The 7,542-nt window shown below is 31.2% G+C and carries 7 protein-coding genes; all 7 read left to right on the top strand.

Annotation, left to right across the window (positions count from 1 at the left end; translation table 11 throughout):
- Positions 1–28 precede the first annotated feature (28 nt).
- The 7 genes from Q0370_RS11790 to xseB all read left to right on the top strand — a co-directional run bounded on the left by Q0370_RS11790 (position 29) and on the right by xseB (position 7,417).
- Positions 29–136 carry a diacylglycerol kinase family protein gene (locus Q0370_RS11790; RefSeq protein WP_367270840.1) on the top strand — a complete coding sequence of 36 codons (108 nt, stop codon included), beginning with the start codon at positions 29–31 and terminating at the stop codon, positions 134–136.
- Positions 114–1,250, top strand: coding sequence for a cysteine desulfurase family protein (locus Q0370_RS04720; protein WP_299572794.1), 1,137 nt, complete (start codon positions 114–116; stop codon positions 1,248–1,250). The genes Q0370_RS11790 and Q0370_RS04720 overlap by 23 nt, the downstream gene beginning before the upstream one ends.
- A gap of 87 nt (positions 1,251–1,337) precedes the next feature.
- Positions 1,338–2,129, top strand: coding sequence for a Cof-type HAD-IIB family hydrolase (locus Q0370_RS04725; protein WP_299572797.1), 792 nt, complete (start codon positions 1,338–1,340; stop codon positions 2,127–2,129).
- 34 nt (positions 2,130–2,163) lie between these two features.
- Positions 2,164–5,721, top strand: a complete 3,558-nt coding sequence (gene dnaE / locus Q0370_RS04730) for a DNA polymerase III subunit alpha (RefSeq protein ID WP_299572800.1) — start codon at positions 2,164–2,166, stop codon at positions 5,719–5,721.
- A gap of 24 nt (positions 5,722–5,745) precedes the next feature.
- Complete coding sequence (locus Q0370_RS04735; protein ID WP_299572802.1) at positions 5,746–6,516, top strand: hypothetical protein; 771 nt, start codon at positions 5,746–5,748, stop codon at positions 6,514–6,516.
- Positions 6,517–6,609: 93 nt separating this feature from the next.
- Entirely contained in the window at positions 6,610–7,164 is a 555-nt protein-coding gene (gene rsmD / locus Q0370_RS04740; protein ID WP_299572805.1) for a 16S rRNA (guanine(966)-N(2))-methyltransferase RsmD, read from the top strand.
- Positions 7,165–7,201: 37 nt separating this feature from the next.
- Positions 7,202–7,417, top strand: a complete 216-nt coding sequence (gene xseB, locus Q0370_RS04745) for an exodeoxyribonuclease VII small subunit (RefSeq protein WP_026745599.1) — start codon at positions 7,202–7,204, stop codon at positions 7,415–7,417.
- Positions 7,418–7,542: the final 125 nt, after the last annotated feature.

The following is a 7,542-nucleotide window of genomic DNA, read 5'->3' on the forward strand; positions in this document are numbered from 1 at the left end:
ATTAGAGGATCGGCCTCGCTTAGCTTTTATCCCAACTGGTACAACCAATGATTATGCGCGTGCTTTGAAAATTCCTATGGGAAATCCTGTTGAAGCTGCAAAAAAATTTAAAAATGAAAATAGTATATTTAGATAATGCCGCAACTACAAAAATGTCAGACAAAGTGATAGAAGAGATGACAAAATCATTTAGTGAAAATTATGGAAATCCGTCTTCTGTGCATTCATTGGGACAACGGGCAAAATCAGCTGTGGAAAGGGCAAGACATATTATAGCACAGAATTTGAAGGTTGAAACAACTGAAATTGTATTTACATCTGGTGGAGCTGAAGGGAATAATCTTGCAATAAGGGGATTTTTAAAGGCGAACAATGATAAAGGAAAACATATTATAACATCTAAGATTGAGCATTCTACGATTTTAAAAACCTTTGAGCAGCTGGAAAATGAAGGGTATGAAGTTTCGTACATTAGTGTTGATGAGAATGGAGTTGTGAATATTGAGGAGTTAAAACAGCAATTGAGGGAAGATACTGCTCTTGTTTCGATAATGTTTGTGAATAATGAAACTGGCGTTATTCAGTCGATTAAGGAAATTGGGGAAATTTTGGCAGAGAGAAATATATTTTTTCATACGGATGCAGTTCAGGCAATAGGAAAAATGAAAATTTTGCCAAAAGATTTGAAAATAAATGCTTTGACGGCAACAGCTCATAAATTTTATGGGCCTAAGGGAGCAGGGTTTGTATTTATTGATAAAAAATATTCGGTTGAAAAGGAAATCTGGGGCGGTTCGCAGGAAAGGAACAGACGAGCTGGAACAGAAAATGTTCATGGAATTTTGGGACTTGGCGTGGCACTTGAGGAAGTTTATGAAAATTTGGAAGAAATGTCCGAAAAAGAAGATAAACTGCAAAATTATCTAGAAAATAAATTGAAAACTGAAATTGAAAAACTTGGAAAAAAAATAAAAATAAATGGAGAAAAGGCAAATAGAATAAAAACAATAACAAATGTCTACATAGAAGGAGTGGATATTCAAATGCTGTTGGTAGCATTAGATTTAAGAGGAATCTGCATAAGTGGAGGTTCTGCATGTATGTCAGGCTCACTTGAAAATTCGCACGTTTTGAAGGCTATGGGACTTACTGACGAGGAATTGAAAGGTTCATTTAGAATTAGTATTGGTAAAGATACGACTATTGAAGAAATAGATTATTTTGTAGAAAATTTAATTGAAGTTATTTAAATATAGAATTATAAAACAGATTATCAGATAGTTTTAAAAAAATAAGAAAGCAAAATTTAACAAATTGTTAGTAGAAAGGAAATTAAAATGAATAATATAAAAGCGATATTTATGGATTTGGACGGAACGGTGCTGACAAGTGAGCATAAAGTTTCAGAAAATTTGATAAAAAAATTGAGAGAATTGGAAGAAAAGGGAGTGAAAACATTTATTGCAACTGGGAGAACTTTTATTTCTTCAAAGCCTTTTGTGGAAATGCTGGGGATAAAAAATCCTGTGATTAACTATAATGGCGGGAGAGTTACAAATCCGTTAAATAATGAAGTTATCTTTGAGAAACCTGTTGAGGCACAGGATGTTAAGGAACTTATCAAAGTTTCGAGAGAAAAGGGAATACACCTAAATTTATATATGGATGACAAATTATATATTGAAAATGAAACGGATGAAGGTAAAAAATATTCAGAAAGCGTGGAAATTCCATATTATGTGAAAAATTTTGACGAATTTATTGGAAAAACTTCTACAAAAGCATTATTTATTGCAGAAAATTCGATTTTGCTGGAGTTAAAAAAGGAATTGGAAGCAAAATTGCCACATATTAATTTTGTATTTTCAAAACCACATTATTTAGAATGCTTGAATAAGGAAGTAAACAAAGGGCTGGCAATAAAGGAACTGTTGAAAAAATATAATATTTCTCCAGAAGAAACAATGGCGTTTGGGGATCAGTGGAATGATTTGGAAATGTTGAAGTTTGTGAAATATGGGTATCTTATGGGGAATGCTACGGAAGAATTGAAACAGGAATTTTCAAAAGATAAAATTACTTTATCGAATGATGAAGATGGGATTTATGAAGTGATAAAGGCACTTTAGGTATTTTTATAAAAATAGAAATTAGGTAGAAATTATGGAAAATAAATTTGTACATTTGAAATTGCATACGGAGTATTCACTGCTTGAAGGAGTAGGGAAAATAGATGAATATGTTGAAAAGGCTAAGGAAATAGGAGTAAAAGCGCTTGCAATTACCGATACTTCGATGTTTGGGGCAATTGAATTTTTTAAGAAGTGTAAAAATGCTGAAATAAAGCCGATTATTGGACTTGAGGTGTTTCTTGACGGGCTGGAGAAAGTGGGGGAGTTTTCGCTTACTTTACTTGCTAAAAATCAGAATGGGTATAAAAATTTATCAAAATTGTCGTCAATTTCATATAGCAGATTTACACGGAATCGGAATAAAATTAAGTATGATGAATTGAAAAAATATTCAGATGACTTGTATATTTTGTCAGGTGGCATAAATAGTGAGGTTGTAAAGGGTATTCTGGATTTGGAAAATACTCAGGTTAGAAGGGTTATTGAGAAACTTGGTAAAGATTTTGGGGATAATTTTTTTATTGAAGTTTCTGCTGTGGAAAGGCTGGAAAAGGCTAGGAAAATGCTTTTTGACATTGTGCGTAAAAATAAATTTGATAATTTTGTTATTACAAATGATGTTTATTATCCAAATCGGAAAGATGCAGTTTTGCAGAAAATTGTGGAATCAATAAAAGAGGGAAGTAAAATTGATGCAGAAAAATCGGAAAATAGTGAAATTTTGTATGATGATCTATATCTAAAATCTGAAAATGAAATAGAAAAAAGTTTTGAAAATAAGGAATATAGCGAATTTTACGAAACTGGAATTAATAATGTGGAAAAAATTGTGGAAAACTGCAATGTTGATTTTGAGTTTCATCATTTTAAATTTCCAAAATATTCGTTGCCGCAAAATATAAGTGAAAAGGAGTTTTTACGAAATCTAGTATTTGAGGGGCTTTTGCACAAATATCTAAAAAAATCTGTTTCAGATTCTGAAAAATTACAGCTGGATAAAAATTTTGAGATAATTGAAAAAGAGATTACAAAAGATGAAATTGCTGGGCAGAAATTGAAGGAAGTTAAAATTCGGGAAGAATTATTAAAGAATAATTTGAAAAACGTTTTGGAGCGTGCAGAGTATGAGTTAGAAATTATTGATAAAATGGGGTATAACGGATACTTTATCATTGTCTGGGATTTTATAAAATTCTCACGTGAAAATGGGGTTTATGTTGGGCCTGGAAGGGGTTCTGCGGCTGGGAGCATTGTTTCGTATGCCTTGAATATTACGGAAATTGATCCACTTGAATATAACTTGATTTTTGAACGTTTTTTAAATCCAGAGCGTATTTCGATGCCTGATATTGACATAGATTTTGATCAGGAACAGCGGGAAATTGTTATAAATTATGTGGTGAATAAATATGGGGCGGAATACGTGGCACATATCATTACGTTTGGAACGCTAAAGGCAAGGCTTGCGATTCGTGATGTGGGGCGGGTGTTAAATGTTTCGCTTGTAAAAGTCGATAAAATTGCTAAAATGATACCGTTTAATACGGAACTGAAAGATGCCCTGAACAATATCCCTGAAATTAGAAAAATGTATGAAACCGACAGAGAAATAAAAAGAGTGATTGATTATTCGCTAAAATTGGAGGGAAAAGTACGTCACGCCTCTGTTCATGCGGCTGGAGTCGTTATTTCCAAAGATGTGCTAAGTGATGAAATTCCGACTTATTCTGATGGGAAAACAAAGATTGTTTCGACACAGTATCAAATGAAGGAACTGGAAGAGCTGGGAATTTTAAAAATGGATTTCCTTGGCTTGAAAAATCTAACAATTTTGCGAAAAACTGTGGAAAATATTGAGAAAAGAAGAAAAACAAAGATTGTGTTGAATGATATTCTTCTAAACGATGAGAAAACTTATGAATTACTTACAAAGGCTGATACAATGGGAGTTTTTCAATGTGAGTCGGCTGGAATCAGAAGCCTTATGAAGAAAATGAAAATTGAAAAATTTGAGGACATAATCGCATTGCTTGCACTATACCGTCCAGGACCTTTGCGAAGTGGAATGGTGGATGATTTTATAAATGTGAAAAATAATAAGACTGAAATAAAATACATTGATAACTCGCTAAAATACATACTTGAGGAAACTTACGGAATAATTTTGTATCAGGAGCAGGTTATGAAAATTGTGAGTGAAATGGCAAATTATTCACTTGGGGAAGCTGACGAGCTACGGCGTGCAATTGGAAAGAAAAATCCTGAACTAATGAAGAAAAATCGTGAAAAATTTGTAACAAATGCTGAAAATAAAGGAGTTTTATCGAAAAAGGCAAACGAAATTTATGATTTAGTGGAAAAATTTGGTGGATATGGATTTAACAAGTCACATTCAGCTGCTTACGCCCTGATTGTTTACTGGACAGCATATTTTAAAGCAAATTATCCATTAGAATTTTTTGCTGCGATAATGACAACCGAAGTACATAATCTGGATAAATTTGTTGTTTTTGTGAATGAAGCGAAGGAAAAAGGGATTAATATATTTTTGCCAGATGTGAATTTGTCTGATTATGATTTTGAAATTGAAGAAAATCAGGCGGATAAAGAAAATTTTGGAAAGGTTGGAATAAGATTTGGACTTTTTGCGATAAAGGGCGTGGGAGCAGCTTTAATTAATGAAATAAAAAAAGAACGAAAAAACGGAAAGTTTGTTTCCTACAAAGATTTTGGATATCGGATGAAACAAAACGGAATTACAAAAAAACAGCTGGAATCGCTAATTTTGTCGGGAGCATTGGATGGACTTGATGGAAACAGATTTGAAAAATACAAGTCTATTGACAAAGTTTTAGAATACAGCCAGAAAAAATACGAATCTGAAGAAGATTTGCAAATGATTTTATTCGGCGGTAAAAAAGAAATGTCAGTTGACTTTCAGATGGAAAAAAGCGATGAGTTTCCTCAAAAAGTGTTACTTCAAAACGAAAAGGAATATTTGGGAATCTACGTTTCAAGCCATCCTTTAAATGAGAAAAAAAATCTGATAAATATAATTTTCCATAATAAAATATCAGAAATTTCCCAAAAAGAGCTAAAAAAAGTACGAATTATCGGAATAGTGAAAAATGTAAAAAAATTTGCAACACGGGCTGGAAAAGAGCCAATGGTAAAATTTGAAATGGAAGATTTTCAAAAAAGCATTGAAGTAATCTGTTTTCCAAGAGAATACATAACTTTTGGATATAAAATCACGGAAGGGCAGATTATGGTGCTGGAAGGAATTGTAAATTCCGAGCAAAATAAAAATACAGTTATTTTAAACAACATTTGCAACATTGAAAATCTGGAAGAAAACAAGAATCTAAAATTATACATCTTAATTGATGAAGAAGTGAAAGAAAAAAATCAGGAATTAAAACAGATTATTTTAAAAAATAAAGGCGATAATCAAGTATTTTTAGCATTTAAAACGAACGAGAAAAAAGAAGTTGTAAAACTGTCTGAAAAATATAATGTGAACTTGTCGCTCAAGTTTATTAGGAAAGTTGCGAAATTGGTGGGAATTGAGAGAATAAAGTTGAAATGATAAAAAAATTAAAGGAGTTGAGATATGTTTTTTTTGAATAATAAGAAATTAAAAAAATCTTTTAGAGTAACATTTATAATCATGATATTTTTTACAATAAACATTACAGCATTTTCTGAAAAGTCAGAATTTTTGGCAATTGGGAATTTGAAAATTGTAAGGCAGGAGCCATTGGTTATAAAGAGGGAAGATTTGAATATTACGATTGAGAAAAATAAGACAATAAAGGTTGAGAGTGTTTATACATTTGAGAATATTGGGAATTATAATGTGAAATCGACGTTTATGTTCTGGCTGGATACGAATATTGAGAAGAGCTTAAAAGAGGATTTTAGTAATAAAAATACGAATAACCGAGGGAAATTTGTAAAAAATATAAAGTTTTTGACAGATTATAAAAAGGCACAAAATTTGAGAGCAGTTATAAAATTTGATGAAAGTATTTATGAAAGTCAAGTTACAGATAGTATCCAGCGTGAATGGTTTGCCATTTCAAAAGTTATTCCATCGATGGAAGAAGGGAAAATCGCTGTTTATTATGATTTAGTAAATACAAAATTTTCAAGAAATAAGGATTTTGTATACAGTTTCGAGTTAGTTGACAATTTTTTTAACAAAAATAAGGCGGAAATATTGTATGTAAATGTTTATAACAAATCAGATTTAAAAATAGACAGTATAAATTTTAAAGACTATGAATTTAAGAATATTAGTAAAAATAGTACAAAAGAGCATTATGAACTGCTAGAGAGTGGAGTAAATCTGGATGGAAAAATTTCAATAAAATTTAAGTAGGGCAAATGTTGGTAATTTTGCCTGAAATGTAGTAAAATATACACAGATTAATCCAAATATAGAGAGAATCATAAAAATTGAAAAGAGGAAAAAATGAGAATTGTAGCAGGAACATTGAAAAATAGAAGAATAAAATCAAGGGAAGGAAGAGAAACTAGACCTACGCTTGAAAGAATAAAGGAGGCAATTTTCAGTATAATTGGAGAAAAAGTCGTAGATGCAAAATTTCTGGACTTGTATTCAGGAACGGGAAATGTCTCATTTGAAGCACTTAGCCGTGGTGCAAAAAGAGCGATTATGATTGAGGAAGATAAAGAGGCGCTTAGAGTAATTATTGAAAATGTGAATCATCTTAGAGTGGAAGAAAAATGCCGTGCCTACAAAAATGATGTTTTTCGAGCGATGGAAATCCTTTCAAGAAAAAATGAAACATTTGATATAATATTTTTGGATCCGCCTTACAAGGAAAATATTTCAACAAAAACGATTGAAAAAATATCAGAAGAAAACCTTTTGGAACGAGATGGAATTATAATTTCAGAACATAGCACGTATGAAAAAATGTCGGATAAAATAGGTAATTTTGTGAAATACGATGAAAGAGATTACAATAAGAAGGTAGTTAGTTTTTATAGGTTTGATGATTGAAAAAAATAAAAAATAAAGGAGAAAAATAAAAATGGCAGTGAAAAAACAAAGTTATGAAGAAAATATTGCACAAATTGATGAAATTTTGGAAAAATTGGAAAGTGAGGAATTGTCGCTAGATGATTCAATTTCTGAATATGAGAAGGCGATTAAACTTATTAAAGATTCGGAGAAATTGCTTGAAGCTGGGGAAGGGAAAGTTATGAAGGTACTTGAAAAAAATGGAAAAGTGGAAATGGAAGAATTTGAATAAAGATTAAAGATAGATTTTTTAAAATGTTTGAGTTTATACTAAACTCAATTTAAATAGCGAATTTATTACAAACTTTTATAATTAAAGGATATAAACCTAATATTTTCAAATAATTAAAATATAAT

This window comes from uncultured Leptotrichia sp. (genome assembly GCF_938036635.1).
Lineage (GTDB): Bacteria > Fusobacteriota > Fusobacteriia > Fusobacteriales > Leptotrichiaceae > Leptotrichia > Leptotrichia hongkongensis.